The 14,452-nt window shown below is 70.0% G+C and carries 25 protein-coding genes and 1 tRNA gene; 22 read left to right on the plus strand and 4 right to left on the minus strand.

The genetic code is table 11. The annotated features are described in order from the left end of the window. A partial coding sequence (locus F603_RS32770) for an ABC transporter ATP-binding protein (RefSeq protein ID WP_245600900.1) occupies positions 1–555 on the minus strand: 555 nt, incomplete at its 3' end. Positions 556–1,088: 533 nt separating this feature from the next. On the opposite strand from F603_RS32770, the gene F603_RS0124135 reads away from it, so the two are divergent. Together F603_RS0124135 and F603_RS0124140 are read left to right on the plus strand one after the other, a co-directional pair. Then, positions 1,089–1,170, plus strand: a tRNA-Leu gene (locus F603_RS0124135). Positions 1,171–1,273: 103 nt separating this feature from the next. Further along, the gene (locus tag F603_RS0124140; protein WP_019548512.1) at positions 1,274–3,046 is read left to right on the plus strand and encodes a tyrosine-type recombinase/integrase; all 1,773 of its coding nucleotides are present in this window, start codon (positions 1,274–1,276) and stop codon (positions 3,044–3,046) included. Between the two features lie 67 nt (positions 3,047–3,113). On the opposite strand, the gene F603_RS0124145 is transcribed toward F603_RS0124140, so the two are convergent. Both F603_RS0124145 and F603_RS0124150 read right to left on the minus strand, forming a co-directional pair. Beyond that, positions 3,114–3,701 (minus strand): hypothetical protein, encoded by a 588-nt coding sequence (locus tag F603_RS0124145; RefSeq protein ID WP_019548513.1) that lies wholly within the window; start codon positions 3,699–3,701, stop codon positions 3,114–3,116. 2 nt (positions 3,702–3,703) lie between these two features. Further along, the gene (locus F603_RS0124150; protein ID WP_019548514.1) at positions 3,704–4,180 is read right to left on the minus strand and encodes a helix-turn-helix domain-containing protein; all 477 of its coding nucleotides are present in this window, start codon (positions 4,178–4,180) and stop codon (positions 3,704–3,706) included. A 247-nt stretch (positions 4,181–4,427) separates the two neighbouring features. On the opposite strand from F603_RS0124150, the gene F603_RS32775 reads away from it, so the two are divergent. The 20 genes from F603_RS32775 (at position 4,428) to F603_RS0124260 (ending at position 14,207) form a co-directional block, all read left to right on the plus strand. Further along, positions 4,428–4,706 carry a helix-turn-helix domain-containing protein gene (locus F603_RS32775; protein ID WP_019548515.1) on the plus strand — a complete coding sequence of 93 codons (279 nt, stop codon included), beginning with the start codon at positions 4,428–4,430 and terminating at the stop codon, positions 4,704–4,706. After that, a complete protein-coding gene (locus F603_RS0124160; protein ID WP_019548516.1) occupies positions 4,703–5,020 on the plus strand; it encodes a hypothetical protein in 318 nt (105 codons plus the stop codon). Before F603_RS32775 ends, F603_RS0124160 begins: the two co-directional genes overlap by 4 nt. Before the next feature lie 84 nt (positions 5,021–5,104). Then, a complete protein-coding gene (locus F603_RS35200) occupies positions 5,105–5,251 on the plus strand; it encodes a hypothetical protein (RefSeq protein WP_158678681.1) in 147 nt (48 codons plus the stop codon). Next, complete coding sequence (locus F603_RS0124170) at positions 5,248–6,123, plus strand: hypothetical protein (protein WP_019548518.1); 876 nt, start codon at positions 5,248–5,250, stop codon at positions 6,121–6,123. Before F603_RS35200 ends, F603_RS0124170 begins: the two co-directional genes overlap by 4 nt. Continuing rightward, on the plus strand, positions 6,116–6,355 hold the full coding sequence (locus tag F603_RS0124175; protein ID WP_019548519.1) for a hypothetical protein: 240 nt from the start codon (positions 6,116–6,118) through the stop codon (positions 6,353–6,355). Before F603_RS0124170 ends, F603_RS0124175 begins: the two co-directional genes overlap by 8 nt. Then, positions 6,352–7,392 (plus strand): YqaJ viral recombinase family nuclease, encoded by a 1,041-nt coding sequence (locus F603_RS0124180; protein WP_019548520.1) that lies wholly within the window; start codon positions 6,352–6,354, stop codon positions 7,390–7,392. The genes F603_RS0124175 and F603_RS0124180 overlap by 4 nt, the downstream gene beginning before the upstream one ends. Positions 7,393–7,394: 2 nt before the next feature. After that, positions 7,395–8,405, plus strand: a complete 1,011-nt coding sequence (locus F603_RS0124185; RefSeq protein WP_019548521.1) for a RecT family recombinase — start codon at positions 7,395–7,397, stop codon at positions 8,403–8,405. Continuing rightward, the gene (locus F603_RS0124190; protein WP_019548522.1) at positions 8,402–9,043 is read left to right on the plus strand and encodes an exonuclease domain-containing protein; all 642 of its coding nucleotides are present in this window, start codon (positions 8,402–8,404) and stop codon (positions 9,041–9,043) included. Before F603_RS0124185 ends, F603_RS0124190 begins: the two co-directional genes overlap by 4 nt. Before the next feature lie 165 nt (positions 9,044–9,208). Further along, complete coding sequence (locus F603_RS0124195; protein WP_019548523.1) at positions 9,209–9,895, plus strand: hypothetical protein; 687 nt, start codon at positions 9,209–9,211, stop codon at positions 9,893–9,895. Further along, entirely contained in the window at positions 9,892–10,113 is a 222-nt protein-coding gene (locus F603_RS0124200) for a hypothetical protein (RefSeq protein WP_019548524.1), read from the plus strand. The genes F603_RS0124195 and F603_RS0124200 overlap by 4 nt, the downstream gene beginning before the upstream one ends. Continuing rightward, positions 10,110–10,994 (plus strand): RusA family crossover junction endodeoxyribonuclease, encoded by an 885-nt coding sequence (locus F603_RS34295; RefSeq protein ID WP_078503739.1) that lies wholly within the window; start codon positions 10,110–10,112, stop codon positions 10,992–10,994. Before F603_RS0124200 ends, F603_RS34295 begins: the two co-directional genes overlap by 4 nt. Then, on the plus strand, positions 10,991–11,290 hold the full coding sequence (locus F603_RS33590; protein ID WP_019548526.1) for a hypothetical protein: 300 nt from the start codon (positions 10,991–10,993) through the stop codon (positions 11,288–11,290). The genes F603_RS34295 and F603_RS33590 overlap by 4 nt, the downstream gene beginning before the upstream one ends. Beyond that, positions 11,287–11,511 (plus strand): helix-turn-helix domain-containing protein, encoded by a 225-nt coding sequence (locus F603_RS0124215; protein WP_037956888.1) that lies wholly within the window; start codon positions 11,287–11,289, stop codon positions 11,509–11,511. Before F603_RS33590 ends, F603_RS0124215 begins: the two co-directional genes overlap by 4 nt. A 287-nt stretch (positions 11,512–11,798) precedes the next feature. Continuing rightward, positions 11,799–12,155 (plus strand): WhiB family transcriptional regulator, encoded by a 357-nt coding sequence (locus F603_RS0124225; RefSeq protein ID WP_078503745.1) that lies wholly within the window; start codon positions 11,799–11,801, stop codon positions 12,153–12,155. Between the two features lie 263 nt (positions 12,156–12,418). Beyond that, a complete protein-coding gene (locus F603_RS0124235; RefSeq protein ID WP_158678682.1) occupies positions 12,419–12,823 on the plus strand; it encodes a hypothetical protein in 405 nt (134 codons plus the stop codon). Further along, a complete protein-coding gene (locus tag F603_RS36070; RefSeq protein WP_019548532.1) occupies positions 12,813–13,073 on the plus strand; it encodes a helix-turn-helix domain-containing protein in 261 nt (86 codons plus the stop codon). The genes F603_RS0124235 and F603_RS36070 overlap by 11 nt, the downstream gene beginning before the upstream one ends. After that, positions 13,070–13,411, plus strand: coding sequence for a hypothetical protein (locus F603_RS0124245; protein WP_019548533.1), 342 nt, complete (start codon positions 13,070–13,072; stop codon positions 13,409–13,411). Before F603_RS36070 ends, F603_RS0124245 begins: the two co-directional genes overlap by 4 nt. Before the next feature lie 26 nt (positions 13,412–13,437). Continuing rightward, positions 13,438–13,602, plus strand: coding sequence for a hypothetical protein (locus F603_RS35205; protein WP_019548534.1), 165 nt, complete (start codon positions 13,438–13,440; stop codon positions 13,600–13,602). A 78-nt stretch (positions 13,603–13,680) separates the two neighbouring features. Next, complete coding sequence (locus tag F603_RS0124255) at positions 13,681–13,998, plus strand: hypothetical protein (RefSeq protein ID WP_019548535.1); 318 nt, start codon at positions 13,681–13,683, stop codon at positions 13,996–13,998. Next, positions 13,995–14,207 carry a hypothetical protein gene (locus F603_RS0124260; RefSeq protein WP_019548536.1) on the plus strand — a complete coding sequence of 71 codons (213 nt, stop codon included), beginning with the start codon at positions 13,995–13,997 and terminating at the stop codon, positions 14,205–14,207. Before F603_RS0124255 ends, F603_RS0124260 begins: the two co-directional genes overlap by 4 nt. Before the next feature lie 8 nt (positions 14,208–14,215). On the opposite strand, the gene F603_RS32795 is transcribed toward F603_RS0124260, so the two are convergent. Beyond that, positions 14,216–14,431: a type II toxin-antitoxin system prevent-host-death family antitoxin gene (locus F603_RS32795; protein WP_158678683.1), complete on the minus strand. Its 216-nt coding sequence runs from the start codon at positions 14,429–14,431 to the stop codon at positions 14,216–14,218. Positions 14,432–14,452 lie beyond the last annotated feature (21 nt).

Genomic DNA, 14,452 nt, shown 5'->3' on the forward strand with positions numbered 1-14,452 from the left:
CTGCAAAAACCCCAACACCTCCGCACCCGAACGCGAATCCAAATTCCCCGTCGGCTCATCCCCGAAAATAATCTCCGGCCGCGACGCCAACGCCCGCGCCACCGCCACCCGCTGCTGCTGCCCACCCGAAAGCTGCCCCGGACGATGACGCAACCGATCCCCCAACCCCACCGTCGCTACCACCTGCTCCACCCACGCCCGATCAGGCTTCCGCCCCGCAATATCCATCGGCAACGTGATGTTCTCCCACGCCGACAACGTCGGCAGCAGATTGAACGCCTGAAAAACAAACCCCACCCGATCCCGACGCAACCGCGTCAACCACTTCTCCCGCAACCCCGTAATCTCCGTCTCACCGATCATCGCGCGACCGGAGGAGACCGAGTCGAGCCCGGCCATGCAGTGCATCAACGTGGACTTGCCCGAGCCGGAAGGCCCCATGATCGCGGTGAACTCGGCCTTCCGGAACTCCACGGTGACCCGGTCGAGCGCGACGACGCGGGTCTCGCCCTCGCCGTACACCTTCGACAGCTCGACGGCGTGTGCGGCAGGCACGGCGGACCGCGTCTCGGGACCGCCCGGTGCGGGCTGGGACTGGGTACTCGTGGTCACGGTGGGCTCCCGTCTCGTGCTTCCTGGAACCCCACCATCCTCGCGTCGACCGGCGGCCGAGCAGTCCGTCCGAGCTCCCGTTCTCCGGGGGGCCTTCGGAGGTACGCCGGCACAGCGGCGTCCTACCCCGGTATGACACACGGCCCCGAGTTGCGGCGGCCGACGGCCCCCGAACCGGTGGTTTGCGCTCCGCTTCGATGCCGGGCCCGACGGTTCGAATAACGGGCGGCTGACCATGATCCAGACGAGCGGCGACTTTCCGTCATTCCGTACTTCGCGGGCTGTTGCACGCTCGCCCTCTTCACAGGGCTACGAGTACGCGGTGCGGTTGCTGACGGTGCATCAGCTGCCAATAAAATAAGACAACATCGGTCTCTCGCTTCGCAGTTCGGGGGATGACCCTGGATAGGCTCATCCCCGCGCCCTGGGGAGGGCCACGTGCGTCCCGCGGCGCACGATGCGTTCCAGGAGCCGGTGCCCGGATGGTGGAATGCAGACACGACGAGCTTAAACCTCGTTGGCCTTCGGGCCGTGCCGGTTCGAGTCCGGCTCCGGGCACCTACCTGACCGCCGCTGTGACCTGCGAAAATGGCTGGTTCTCATGCGGTCGATCTGAGGACTTGGGCGCACGGCGGGCGCACGGTGCGCCTATTCTCCTGCCATGGCGTACATCGCGAGGCGGAAGAACAGGGCTGGCGAGGTCACGAGCTGGCAGGTGAAGTGGCGGGCGGGCGGGGCTCGTTCAGCGCCGTTCCAGACAGAGCGGTTCGACGACGAAGACTCAGCACAGGTCTTCAAGGCGGCTGTTGACGAGCATGGGCAGCAGTGGCCGCCGGGTTGGGTGAAGGGCAAGGGGTACATCGACCCGGCCGCGGGCGTCGAGGACCGGTTCGTGTTCTCCACGTACGCCAGCGCCTCGTTGAAGAACCGGACCGGCGTCGAAGAGCGCTATCGGGCAGCGAGCCTCAAGGAGTTGGAGACGTACGTGTTCCCGACGTTCGGGAACTGCGATGTCCGCAGCCCTGAACACTTCTCGAAGGCGACCGTCGGGGCGTGGGTCAACGCGATGGCCAACACGAAGGTATGGCGCGGCTCCACGCATAAGGCGATGTCGTCGAAGACACTCCGCAACCTGCACGGGCTGCTGTCGTCGATCCTGAATGAGGCCATGCTGGAGGAGCCGCCGCTGCGTGCCCGAAACCCGTGCGACCTAACCCGGCTGCCGCGGGTTGACGACGACGGTGTCGACGATGACGACGACGGCGGCGACGACATGGAGTTCCTCACGCCCCAGGAAGTTGCCGGGATCGTGTCCTGCCTCAAGCGGGAGGAGGACCGGCGGTTCGTCCGCGTGGCCTACGGTACGGGGATGCGGTGGGGCGAGATCACCGCATTGGCCAAGCGGCACGCGGTGCATGCGGCCGACGGGGAGTTCAAGCTGCGGGTGGCCCGGGCGTGGAAGTGGAAGAAGGATGGCGGGCACTACCTCGGCAAGCCGAAGACGAAGTGCTCACGCCGGTCGGTCGAGGTCTCCGAGCGGGTGTGGGGCGAGCTGCTGGACCAGGGTCTGGCCGAGATGACGTCAGCCGACCTGATCTTCCACAACGGGCATGGTGAGCGACTGCGCTACTCGACGTTCTACGATCGGTGGGTGGGAGCCGTGAAGGCCGCTCAGGAGGAAGGGCACATTCCCGACTTCAAGCGGCCAACGTTCCACGACCTTCGGCACAGCCACGTCGCGGCGCTGTTGTCCGACGGCCGGCACAGCCTCACGTATGTGCAGCGCCGTCTCGGGCACGAGAGCATCCAGACGACGTCTGACCGGTACGGACACCTGCTGCCACAGGCGCATGCGGAAGCCCTCGCGACGATCGACCGTGCGCTGGGCTACGACGGGCTGAGCTCGGGCACCGAGGTCCTCGAGGAGAACGTCCCGGTGCGGGACCCGGGGAAGTCCCTGTACGTCGCGCACATGGGGCCGCATACAGCCGGATTCTGGAATGTCGAGCACGCCGAGGAGATCGCGGCCCGCTGGGCGACAGAGCGCGGTGGTGCGGTCCGCGTGGAGAAGTGGACGACCGACTGGTGGGTGACGAAGGTCGGCAACGGGCTCAAGGACGTTCGCGCCGAGCTGCCGGATCGAGCGTGGGTGTGGAGACTGGGGCCGACGGTGTATGCCGCAGACGGCACCGAGCTGTCTGCCGGGCCGGAGGCACACGAGCTGCGTGGCGAGTGGTTGTGGGACTTCGAGTCCGGCCACACCGATGAGCCGGCGGAGTCGTCTGCGTCGTGGGGCACCGGGCGGCCGGTGACGGAGGCCGCCGCGTGGGGGCTGAACCGCGATGAGGTGCAGGCGGCGTACGCTTCCGCCAAATCCGATGCGCTTCGGGTCTGTGGAATGAACCCAGTGAAGGGGCAGCGGGAAGGGGTCTAACTCGTCTCGCCGGGTTGACCTTGCCAACCCCCTACTGACAGGGGACTCGAATGGCGAGGTGCACATTCTACCCGGTGTGCGGATCGACGGCGTTACGCAGCTCGTGCTGCGTAACGCCGTTGTCGTATTGCCGCACCACGATGTGGCGAACCGACGCCAGTGGCGCGGAAGGATTCACGGGAGCGGCAGTTGGGCGGGCGAAGGCGTCCGCGCGGTGTTGGAGCACGTCGATGACCATCCGATTGTGCTCCTCAACCAGCTCATCGTAGTCGGTTTGCAGCTTGGTTCGGCCTTCGCGTTCAGTCAGGAGCTCGATCTGGTTCTCTTCGAGGTGCTTGGTGAGTAGCGCGATGCGCTCTTCGATGGCTTCTCTCGCGTGGTTGAGGGCTTCCTCGCGCAGGTCAAGGTGGTTGGCTCGCTGCTGAAGCTGCTCTTCCTGCCTGCGTCGTTGCTCCTCAGCGGCTTCCCGCTTGGTCATCCAGTTCTGGAAGGCGCAGGTGATGAGGATGGTAGCGATGATCACCGGGAGGACCCGGCTCGCGAGGGACAGAAGGAGAGCGGCTGCACCGTGTGTCGGTACGTCTTCGACGGTGGTTACCGTGAACACAACTCCGGTGGCCATGCCGCATGCCGTCGCGGTGGCGATCTTGCGCAAACCTACTCCCTCGTAGCTGTCTCCCCCCGCTCGACCTTCCGGGAGCTGGCCTCTTGGAGTCGAATCGCTTGCTCGATGCTGGCTAGCAACATGGACCGGATGCCGGGGTTTGTGATGCCCCAGGCGTCTGCTGCGGCTTCAGGGGAGAGGGATGGTGACTGTTGGGTCACAGACAGTACATCCGGTTTTGTGGCGTGTGGCCAGGAATGCTCAGAGATCACCCCTGCGGTGACCAGGAGAGTTCGCACGTCCGTCCGGACTGCGCGCGCGATGCTCTCAAGCTGGCTAGGCATCGGCAGGGAACGTCCGCTGAGCATCCGGCCGATAGCGGAGGCGCTCATGCCGGTATCTCGGGCCAGTGCTGATCTTCCGCCGCCGCCACTGTCAAGGTTGTAGCCGGCTTCGATGGCGAGCCGCGTAATGAGCTCGCCGAACCTCTTCGCCGTCGACTCGGCGTCGTCGAGTTGGGTGGTCTCCATGCTCCGCATGTATCGGAGGTTAGCGCGCAAGCACGTCAAGAGGAATGGCGTGCATGCATGCAAAACCGCAGGTCGGGGCCGCTGATCTGGAAGTGCCCAGGCTGGGGGCGGCGTACGCCGGGGCGGCGTCGTAGAAATTCACCCCACTGTCACCCATGCACCCCCACTTGCATGCACGCAAGCTACTGGTCTAAGTTGTGCTTGCACGCAAGACTTGCATACGTGCAAGCTAGGAATAGGGGGTCACATGGACACGGCGCGCTTCCGCGTGGACGTCCTGACCAAGAGGGCGTCCGCGGCAGGCGACATCACGCTCTACGCCATCGCGCTGCGGACCGGACTGCGGGAGTCGACGATCTCTCGCTTGATGTCCGGCCGCACCGTCCCTTCGCTCACCACGCTCGTTGCCGTCGCCGACGCGTACGGCTGCTCGCTCGATGACCTGGTGATCGGCCGCACCACGCGACCGTTCGGCACGGTTCCCGCGCAGCACGCGAGCCGGAAGCGGAAGGCGGTCCCGGCGTGAACCAGCACCGCGGTACGTACTGCCGCTGCACGACCGTGCAGAACTACGACTACGACGAGGCCGCCAGCAAGCTCAAGTGCTTCCGGCGCTGGCTGGAGAACAACATCAGCCGCCTCCCGCACCAGAAGATCGGCGGCTCGGTCGCGTTCTGCGACTGCGAGCTGGCTCTCATCCAGGCCATGAGCACCGTGCTCCCGGACGGAGTCCTCACCGAGGACGTCCCCGAGGAATCGCCGGACTCGAAGGCCGCTCTCCCGAACCTCATGACGATCCGCCCCTCGGGCGCGCGTCGTCGGAGCAAGGCCGTCTCCTGACGGCCATCCCGGACGGCCAGGCCGGCCAGGGCCGTGACCGCCGGGATCGCCAGGCACCTCAATACACGACGAAATCGAGGCACCGTGAGCAAGAACGTAACCCACGACGCGCGGACGTGCCGTATGTGCGCGCCGCTGCGGCACCCCTCCCAGCTCAAGACGCGCCGCGCGCTGGCCGCCCTGCCCCGGCAGGCCGCCGCTGCGAGCCGCGAGAGCGGGGGCGCGAAGTGACCCGCAGCGGCCCCCGCATCGCGCCGAAGCACGGCGAGATCGCCGAGCGCGCCCGCGCCGAGCGCGGCACCTGGCTCCTCGCGGCGGTGTACCCGTCGCTCGAAGCAGGCCGGTCCGCTGCGCGCCGTATCCCGCAGGCTGAGCGGGTGCCCGCGTACGGGCCGCCCGGCACCTTCGAGGCGTACGCCGCCCGCCACGACGACGGGACCGCGGTCTGGGTCCGGTACGTGGCCGGCCTCCCGAAGCCGGAGCCGCGCCCGTCGACGATGACCTACCGCGTGTGCGACCGGGGATCGGGCCGCGACTACGTCGGGGTCCGCGTCGTCACTGTGAAGGTCGCCGCCGAGTGCCCCCGCTGTGGCGGGCCGCGCGGTACTGCGGTGCCGTACCGGTTCCACGAGGACGGCGACTGGTACGTGGTCGACAAGTGGGACAACCCGTGCGGCCACACCGACGTGTACGACGCGGTTCTGGCCGAGTTCCGGGAGCGGGTGCGCGCCATCGAGGAGGCCGAGCAGAAGGCCGCCGCGCGTGCGGTTGGCGCACCGGTCGACGCCGGCGAGTACACCGCGGCGGTCGCACTGCTGAACGCCGCCGCTGCCGAGTACGCCGGGCTCCACGCGAAGCAGGCCGCGCAGTACCTCGACATGAAGGGCCACCAGGAGGCCGCGCGCCGAGTCGAGGAGGAGCTGACCGACCGCCGCGGGCACATGTCCGCCCACCAGGCCGCGCTGTTCCTCACCGAACTGGCCGCCGCCCGCGCCGCCTGCACTGCCTGCGACAACGGCCGCATCAACTACCAGGCCCGCGACGGCGAGTTCGTCAGCCTTCCGTGCCGCGTCTGCCGCCGCGAGGTGACGCCCAGTGCGTGACCTGCCCCGCGACCAGCGCCCCATCGACGTGGTCGCCCTACGTCGCGCCGACACCAGCGAGCACCCGGAACGGTTCCTCGCCCTGCTCGACGCCGCCACGGCCGCGCTCCGCAACGGCAAGGACCTCGCCACCGCGTGGTGGTCGAACGCCGACCCGGTGCGCGTCGCCGCCGAGATCGAAGCCCTGGCCGGCGCCCGCCGCCTCAACACCTTCCGGAAGGACCCGAAGTGACCACAGCGATCAGCCCCGTTGAGGAGTCGGGCGCCCCAACCGCCCGCCTGCTGCTGCCCGCCGACGCGTCCGAGGCGGAGTGGCAGGCCACCCGCAGGGCCGGGATCGGCGGCTCGGACGTCGCCGCGATCCTCGGCCTGGACAAGTACCGCGGCCCCCGCCACGTCTTCGAGGACAAGCACGGCCGACCGACGTTCGAGGGCAACGAGTCCGCCGAGATCGGCACGGAGATCGAGGACTTCATCGCCGGGCTGTTCTCCAAGCGGTCCGGCGTCCCGATCGCGATGCCGCCGGGGACGCTCGTCAACCACGAGCGGTCGTGGATGCTCGCGAACGTCGACCGGTACGCCCTCGACACGTTCGGGCGGGTCGCCGGGCCGGTCGAGTGCAAGAACCGGTCCGAGTACCAGATCCAGGACTGGGAGGACGGCGTCCCGGACTCCCCGGCGATCCAGTGCCACTGGTACATCACCGTCGGCGGCTGGTCCCACGGGTACGTGGCCGCGCTCGTCGGCGGCAACAAACTCCGCTGGCACCGCATCGAGCGTGACGAGGAGATGTGCGGCTGGCTCGTCGACACGTGCGGCCGGTGGTACCAGCGGCACATCGTCGAGGGGCTGCCGCCTGAGGCTGACGGCCTGGAGGCCACCACGGAGCTGCTGGCCAAGCTGTGGTCGGTCAGGCCCGAGGCCATCGCCGAGATCGACCTCGCCACGGCGAAGGAGCTGCGCGCCCGCCGCGCCGGCCTCAAGGCCCGCTCGAAGGAGCTGGCCGAGGAGCTGCGGACCGTCGAGAACGAGATGCGCCGCCTGACCGGCGAGAACGAGGTCGCCAAGTCCGACGGCAAGCCGGCCTGGTCGTGGAAGGCCAACGGCGCCTTCGCCAGCAAGAAGTTCCGCGATGCCGAGCCCGAACTGGCCGCCGCCTACACGCACATGGCGCCCGCCCTCGACCTCGACCGGCTCAAGGAAGAGAAGCCCGACATCTACGCCAAGTACCGCGCCCGGGTGCTGAACGTGCCCGCGAAGGGAGTCTGACCATGCCGAGCACGTTGAAGGACCGCGTCCGCGCGGCCACCGTCGAGGCCGACGCCCCGAAGCCGAAGCTCGTCGCCCGGCGGGCGGAGACCGTCGACGGTGGCACCGCCGAGGAGCTGCACGCCGCCGAGCAGGCCGAGGGCGGTGAGACCACCGACGCCGTCCTGGCGTGGCTGGAGCGGTACAGCTCGCACTTCACGAAGTCCCTTCCGTCCCACGTCGACACGGGCGCGTTCTTCGCGGCCGTACGGGCGATCCTGCCGGGCCTGGCCCCGTGCACCCCGGCGAGCCTCTTGCAAGCCCTGCTGACGTGCGCCCGGTTCGGGCTCGTCCCGGACGGGCGGCACGCCATCATCAAGCGCGAGGGCAAGCTGGCCGTCTTCGTGCCGATGTACCAGGGCTACGTCGAGTTGATGTACCGCTCAGGCCGCGTCGGGTCCGTCCACGTTGGGCTGATCTACGAGGGCGACGAGTGGAACTACGAGCCCACCGCCCCCGCGCCGCTCGACTTCACGCACAAGCCGGCGGTGGAGAAGCCGCGCGCCGAGCGCGGGGCGCCGATCCTCGCGTACGCGTTCTGCTGGATGACCTCCGGCGCCCGCTCGCAGGTCGTCGTCCTCTCCCGGGAGGACGCCGAGGAGATCCGCGACGAGTACAGCCAGGCGTACCGGCGGGCGCAGGAGTCCGGGAAGTGCAACTCCTTCTGGCACACCGACTTCGACGCCATGTGGACGAAGTCGGCGCTGCGGCGGTTGCACAAGGTCGTGCCCATGAGCGCCGAGCTGGTGCAGCTCGCCAAGGCGGACGACGCCGGCGACGCCGGGCAGACGCAGGTCCTCCACGCGCCCGACGAGGACGCGCAGGCCCTCGCTGACGCCACGACGGCCCACAAGGCGGCTGAGGGCTCACAGGAGCCGCAGCGGGTCGCCACGCTGCCCCGCAAGCGGGTCCAGCCCCGGCGGTCCGCCAGCCGCAAGGCCCGTCGCCAGAACGGGAAGGGGCGCCGCCGGTGACCTGGCACCGCCGCCCGCTTGCTGGGTTCGATCTGGAGACGTCCGGGGTTGACCCGGAGACGGACCGGATCGTGACGGCCGCCGTCGTCCGCTACGGCGGCGGCCTGCCCAACCAGGTGCACACGTGGATCTCGGACGCGGACGGGGCGGAGATCCCCGCCGAGGCGACGAAGGTCCACGGCTTCACCACCGCGGCGGCCCGCTCTGCGGGCCGCCCGGCCGGGGCCGAGGCCGAGGCCGAACGGCACGGCGTGAAGTCGCTGTTCTCCTCCTCGGTGCCGATGGTTCTGGACCCGCGCGTGCTGGACAAGCACGTCGACCAGTACCGGCCCGGTGGGCGCCGCCTTGAGGATCTGTGCCGTCACTACGTGGTGCCGCTCGACGCGGCGCACGACTCCGGCGCGGACGCGGTCGCGGCCTGCGCGGTCACCTGGAAGATCGCCAACCGGCACCGCTGGATGATCCGTACGCCGCTGGAGGAGCTGCACGAGCGGCAGGTGTATTGGGCGGCCGAGCAGCAGGCAGGTCTCCGCGACTACTTCGCGCGGACCCCCGGCAAGGAGCGCCGGGCGCTGACCGTGCGCGCCGACTGGCCGCTGATTCCTCCGATGCGACCGGGGGTGTGGGCCGATGCGTAACCCGCTGCGCCGCGCGGCAGCTTCGGCGGCGCCGCGCCCGGCCGGCTTCTACCGGGGGGCGCCGTACGCGCACTGCCCAGCCGAAGACCGGACCACCCCTCACCGAATCGACGCCGGGCGCCGCCGCTGCCTGGTGTGCAAGACGACCACGACGAAGGACGACGAATGACTGAATCGTTCGGGCCGAAGTACGTCCGGCCACCGCAGAAGGACTGCCCGAACTGCGGCTGCTGCACGGTCGACCTGTGCGACCGGGGCCGGAACAGCGTGATGGAGTGCATTGGGCTTACCCCGCAGGAGCACAAGGAGACGGTCTACGGCTGCCCCTGCTCGGCGGCGACGACGCGGCACACGGCGTCGTGGCGCGTCGCGCAGGTCCGCGTCACCCGACTCGCCCGTGAGATGCCCGTCGACGAGGCGGCGGAGAAGCTGCTCCGCAGGCTGGCCGACGCCGGGGAGGCGCAGGGCGACGCTGTGCTTGCCCCCCAGCTCAAGGTGCGCGGCCTGATCCAGATCATCAACGCGCTGCCCGCCATCACCGAGCTGGGCAGGACGTACCTCGCGGCGCGGGACGACGTGCGGGCCGCGACCGTCGTGCAGGTCCTCGACGTCGACAAGAAGGCCCGCACCGCCCGGATCGAGGTCGCTGCGTGGCGGCCGGGCGAGCCGGTCACCGTCCTCATGGACCAGGTGACGAACGACTCCGGCCTCGACGCCGACCAGCTCCCCGGCCGGTGGATGGAGGCAGAAGCCAACTGCCACGCCGAGGACCCTGACCGCCTGGTCCTCACGTACTTTCGTGACGCCCCGCAGCTCCCGCAGGAGTGGACGGCCGGCGGTGAGGCGGAGTGAACACCGTCGCTGTGATCATCTTCGTGGTCTGGGCGGTCGGAATCCCGCTCGTCACCGCCGGGATCGTGCACCTCGCCCGTGAGGAACCGTGGCTCGGGACCGCGTTCGACGCGAACCCCGTGGGAACGTGCCTGTTCTCCGCCATCCTCGCCGTGATGTGGCCCGCTTCGGCCGCCGCCAGCCTCCTGAGCCGCCTCTCGGATCGGGGGCGGCGATGAGCGAGCCGACGCTGTTCGGGGTGGCTGGCCCGGATGACCCGATGTCGCGCTCTGACTGCACGGAGGACAGCTACCTGCCCGCTGGTGGTAGGAGGCACGATCACGAGCGGGCCATGCGGCTCGTCGAGGCTCTGGCTCCCGGCACGAGCGACGTAAAGGTGCTGACGATCCTCGGCGAGCCGGCGAGTAAGAGCCGCCCGCGCTTCTCCCGGAACGGCAAGACGTACAAGACCAGGGCCGACACCGACGCTGAGGCCCGCACGGGATGGCACTTCCGTCGTGTCTTCCGGGATGCGTGGACTGGGAACCTCGCCCTCGGGTGTGTGTTCTTCCGGCCGAACCGGCAGCGCATCGACGTCGACAACATGCTCAAGCACGTCTGCGACGCCGCTAACGGCATCGCGTGGCTGGATGACTCGCAGATCACGGCCGTCTACGGCGCGGCCGAGCTGGACGCCGACGAGCCGCGGACCCTCCTCGTGGTCGCCCGCCACCGGTCCTCCCTGGAACGCGGCACGAACGACGTGAAGGTGTGCGAGCACTGCGGCAAGACCTTCCCGCGCGCCGGGGCTGCTGGCCAGAAGCGGTTCTGCACGAAGCAGTGCTTCAACGCCTCGAAGGGCCGGGATCTGACAGCTCCCGTGAAGTGCAAGGGCTGCGCAACGAAGTTCAGGCGGAAGACGTCAGAGCAGTGCTTTTGCAACGCGGCTTGTTTCGCGGTCTACCAGAAGGGCCGTCCCCGTAATCGAAAGAGCAACCGCAGCAGGTGCGAGGACTGCGGGAAGCAGCTCTCCCACAACCGGGGTGGCCGCTGCCGGGCCTGCTGGCTCGCTTCGCCCAACAAGAGGCGCATCGAGCCGGACGGTGGGGTGACGTCATGACCGGAGACCAGACCGTCCCCGCGCTCGACGCCGACCCGTGGCGGGCCGCGTTCGGCGAGCGGACCGTCGTCGTAGACGGGGGTCACCTGCACTGGACTGGCGCGACCGGCGCCCGTGGCACGCCCGTCCTGGCGATGAACTCGCAGGTGGAGACGGCGTATCGGCTTGCGTTCCGCTGGCACCACGGGCGGGAGCCCGAGGGCAACGTGCGGCCCGGGTGTTCGTACCCGTCGTGCGTGGCCGGCGCGCACCTCCGGGACCGCGTGATGCGGGACCAGGACGGGGGCGCGGCGTGATGCCCCCCGATTCGACGTGGCACCGCGGTATCGACCTCATCGCGGTCGAGCGGGCCATGTCGGGCCGGGGGCCGTGCCCGGTCCTGACGGACGAGGAGAAGCGGTACGCCTGCCGCGAGATGACCGGTGCGGAGATGTCCGCCCGGGAGATCGCCGAGCGGATCGGCGTCGCCGAGCGAACCGTGACGCGCTGGCGCGACGAGGACGGGGCCGAGTCGTGATCTTCGTCGAGCTGTTCCTGGCGTACGGCGCCGCCGTCGGCGCGGTGGTCTCGACGAGCCGCGTGTGGGGGCCGGTCCTGCTGGGCGCTGCGGCGCTCGGCTGGGGCCTGCGGCGGACACCCCGCCGGAGACGCCGGACACCGCCCGGACAGCGTCCGGACACGGACCCGGACTTACCCGCCGGGACAGCCACCCGAGGGGTGACCTGCACGGACACGTGACCGGACATGTCCGCCGCCACGTGTCCGGACACCTGGACCACCGACCACGAACAAGGAGCGAACGCCATGCCGCGCCCCAGCCGCTACGCCCCGGACAGCCTGCCCCGCCCGTACCACTGGTCGGACGACGCGGTGTGCCAGGGCGAGGAGACCGCCCTGTTCTTCCCCGCCGGGAAGAGCGGCGTCCCGACCGTGACCGACGAGCAGTACGCCAAGACGTTCTGCTCGCGATGTCCCGTGCGCGTCGACTGCCTGCGCCACGCCCTGACCTTCCGCGAGGCCTACGGGGTGTGGGGCGGGTTCAGCGAGTCCGAGCGCGCCGCGATGCTGCGCGAGGCGCGGTTGGAAGCTGAGCGGCGCCGTCGGCGGGAGTTGAAGGAGCGCCGCGCGAAGGAGGCGGCCGATGCCACCGCGGCGGCGTAGAAGCGGACCGCCGCCGGCTCCGGGCGGGCTGCTGGTCTGGTCCTCGTCGGCGCACTGGTCAGACCAGGCCCGGCCGTGCCGGTACTGCGGGAAGTTGACGCACCTGCGCGACTCCAAGCGGTCCCCGGCGCACAAGGTCTGCGCCGAGGGAGCGCTGGCCGAACAGCAGCAGGAAGCGGAAGCCGTCTACCGGGCGCAGGGAGAGCTGTGACGTGCTGAGTCCCCGGTTGCTGACGCTACTTGTGTGTGAGGCCGAAGACGCCATGCGTACCGGAGATCTCCACGACGTCGACGAGGCGATCCACCGGCTCGTGCAGCGCGGCGACGCCATAGACCTCCTGGCCGCGTGCCGGGCGTTCGCGAGCACCGCTGTGCGTGCCCTGGTCGCCCTGCACGGGCCGCTGAGCGCGGCCCGAGGCGAGATGTGGGTCCTCGACGACCTGGGCGACGCCCAGGACCGGCCCGAGCGGCAGTTCGCCGCCCGGCTGGTGACCGCTCACGCCAACCAGGACGGCGACACGGTCACCGCCCTGGTCCTGGTCTTGACCCGGGCCAGCGGTGACGAGCGGCGCGGCTCCCTGCGGGAGTTGCTGACGTACGCGGCCGGGCTTGTTGCCCGCGCCGCGTTGAACGACCGAACGGAAGGAACGACCCCTGATGAGCACTGACCCGACGGTGCAGTCTGAGAAGGCCCAGCACGGCGCTCGCGGCGAGGTGAAGCGCCGCCCTCCGAGGCTGCGCGGCGACGAGCGGACCGCGATGGCGAAGCAGTTCGGCGAGCAGTACGAGGCGGGCGCATCGATCCGTGACCTCATCGCCGAGCACGGCCTGTCGTACGGGCTGACGCGGACGCTGCTGCTGGAAGCCGGCGTGACGCTGCGGTCCCGGCGTGGTGGCAGGGAGACGCGTTCCTCGTGAACGGCACGGAACGCGCCGTGCGCGTCGTCGTCACGGTCGTCGCCCTCCTGGCGCTGCTCCTGCTGGTCCTCACCATCGCGGGAGCGGTCGACGACGGCCAGGACGACGGGAGCGGGCCGTGCGGCTGGCTCGCGTTGTCCGCCGCGGCGGTGCAGGCGCCCACGACCGTACGGCCGCGCTCCGCGGCCCCGGTGAAGCCGACGGCCCCGCGCCGGACGAAGGCGACCGCCGGGTCGGACATCCGCAAGCAGCCGCCGGCCACGTCCCGGCCGAGCGGCAAGCCCACCAAGCACAAGCGCGGGCACGGCGTCGACATCGACGTCGACCTGTGCGACTGAGCAGAGAAGGACCCCGCACGGACCCCTTGGCCCGCTTCCTCCTCGGCGCCGGACTCGGCGGCGTCGCCGGAGGCATCACGTACGGGATCACGCAGACGCCGCCCTGGTGGTGGCTGGTCGGGCTGGTCGTCGCCGCCCTCGTCTGGCTCGGCAAGTACGCCGCTGACCTGGCCGACGTGTTCACGGACTGACCGGCTGCCCCTGGCCCTGCCGCCCCGTTGCTGCGAGGGCGGCACGGCCCGCCCCCACTGTCGAGAGAGGAGAGATGTATGCGTGCGGCCATGCGGTGCCCGCAGTGCGGCGCTGCCGTGCTGTGGACCGTCACAGAAGCCGGGAAGCGGCTCCTGATCGACGCCCACCCGGACGACGACGGCAACACGGCGGTCTACCGGGACGGCACCGGTACGCACCGATCGCGCCGCCCGTCCGTCGAACTGCCGCTCATGGGCTGGGAGAAGCTGCACAAGCCGCACGTCGCCACCTGCACCGGCCGGCGCCCGGCCGCCGCATCCTCGCTGCCCGCCTCGCTGCCCGCCGGCGTCGCTGATCTGTCCGCCTACCGGCGCAAGAACCGGGGTCGGCCGTGAGCGCCGCCGTGCCGTCCGTGGGGCGCTGCCAGGGCTGCGGCTACCACCGGGCGCTGACGGCCCACCGGTCGACGCTGGACGGCCTCCTGCGGCTGCTGTGCACGCCCTGCTGGTCGACGGCCACGCTCACCGAGGAGCGCGGCGAGATCGTGACCTGGGCGCCTGGACACACGGAAGAGGCCGCCCCGGTCGAGGACGGCCTGTGGTGAGCCGGGCGTCAGGAAGCGGCTGGCTTCTCGACGGGCACAGCGCGCTCGCCGAGGGCTTCCAGTGCGCGCTCGTAGAAGTCCATGGGGACGATCGCCGCTGCTCGCTTACCGCGGCTGGTCAGCACGGTGACCTCGCCGCTGTACCGGGCTCGCCCGACCGCGTCGGCGAAGGAGTTGCGGACGTCAGCGATCCGCTCCTCGTGCTCATTCCTGGTGTCGGTCATAGCGGCAGTGTACTCGGCGGC

It is taken from the genome of Streptomyces sulphureus DSM 40104 (assembly GCF_000381025.1).
Lineage (GTDB): Bacteria > Actinomycetota > Actinomycetes > Streptomycetales > Streptomycetaceae > Streptomyces > Streptomyces sulphureus.

Bases quoted from the DNA above. Each gene is read 5' to 3' on its own strand.
- F603_RS34295 (WP_078503739.1), top strand. From the start codon at position 10,110: ATGAGCGAGCCGACGCTGTTCGGGGTGGCTGGCCCGGATGACCCGATG.
- F603_RS0124150 (WP_019548514.1), bottom strand. From the start codon at position 4,180: ATGGAGACCACCCAACTCGACGACGCCGAGTCGACGGCGAAGAGGTTC.
- F603_RS32775 (WP_019548515.1), top strand. From the start codon at position 4,428: ATGGACACGGCGCGCTTCCGCGTGGACGTCCTGACCAAGAGGGCGTCC.
- F603_RS0124195 (WP_019548523.1), top strand. From the start codon at position 9,209: ATGACTGAATCGTTCGGGCCGAAGTACGTCCGGCCACCGCAGAAGGAC.
- F603_RS33590 (WP_019548526.1), top strand. From the start codon at position 10,991: ATGACCGGAGACCAGACCGTCCCCGCGCTCGACGCCGACCCGTGGCGG.
- F603_RS32795 (WP_158678683.1), bottom strand. From the start codon at position 14,431: ATGACCGACACCAGGAATGAGCACGAGGAGCGGATCGCTGACGTCCGC.
- F603_RS36070 (WP_019548532.1), top strand. From the start codon at position 12,813: ATGAGCACTGACCCGACGGTGCAGTCTGAGAAGGCCCAGCACGGCGCT.
- F603_RS0124185 (WP_019548521.1), top strand. From the start codon at position 7,395: ATGCCGAGCACGTTGAAGGACCGCGTCCGCGCGGCCACCGTCGAGGCC.
- F603_RS0124225 (WP_078503745.1), top strand. From the start codon at position 11,799: ATGCCGCGCCCCAGCCGCTACGCCCCGGACAGCCTGCCCCGCCCGTAC.
- F603_RS0124140 (WP_019548512.1), top strand. From the start codon at position 1,274: ATGGCGTACATCGCGAGGCGGAAGAACAGGGCTGGCGAGGTCACGAGC.
- F603_RS0124235 (WP_158678682.1), top strand. From the start codon at position 12,419: ATGCGTACCGGAGATCTCCACGACGTCGACGAGGCGATCCACCGGCTC.
- F603_RS0124255 (WP_019548535.1), top strand. From the start codon at position 13,681: ATGCGTGCGGCCATGCGGTGCCCGCAGTGCGGCGCTGCCGTGCTGTGG.